Source organism: Bacillus sp. SIMBA_005 (genome assembly GCF_046535585.1).
Classification (GTDB): Bacteria; Bacillota; Bacilli; order Bacillales; family Bacillaceae; genus Bacillus; species Bacillus pumilus.
In genome coordinates this window covers 1-246 of the sequence record NZ_JAWRWI010000944.1, presented here as the reverse complement: position 1 = coordinate 246, position 246 = coordinate 1, and the positions used below count along the sequence as shown (strand labels likewise).

The 246-nt window shown below is 55.3% G+C and carries 2 tRNA genes; both read right to left on the bottom strand.

Features of this window, described 5'->3' with window-relative positions:
- Positions 1–88: 88 nt before the first annotated feature.
- Positions 89–161 (bottom strand) — tRNA-Thr (locus SB660_RS22875).
- Positions 162–167: 6 nt separating this feature from the next.
- Positions 168–243 (bottom strand) — tRNA-Phe (locus SB660_RS22870).
- Positions 244–246 lie beyond the last annotated feature (3 nt).

Sequence of the window (246 nt, the reverse complement as noted above, 5' to 3'; positions counted from 1 at the left end):
GCGGATTCGAACCGCCGAACCCGGAGGGAGCGGATTTACAGTCCGCCGCGTTTAGCCACTTCGCTACCCCTCCACATTTGAAAAACAGTGCCGGCAAGAGGACTTGAACCCCCAACCTACTGATTACAAGTCAGTTGCTCTACCAATTGAGCTACACCGGCAAATAGTGGTGGCTCGGGACGGAATCGAACCGCCGACACACGGATTTTCAGTCCGTTGCTCTACCAACTGAGCTACCGAGCCATG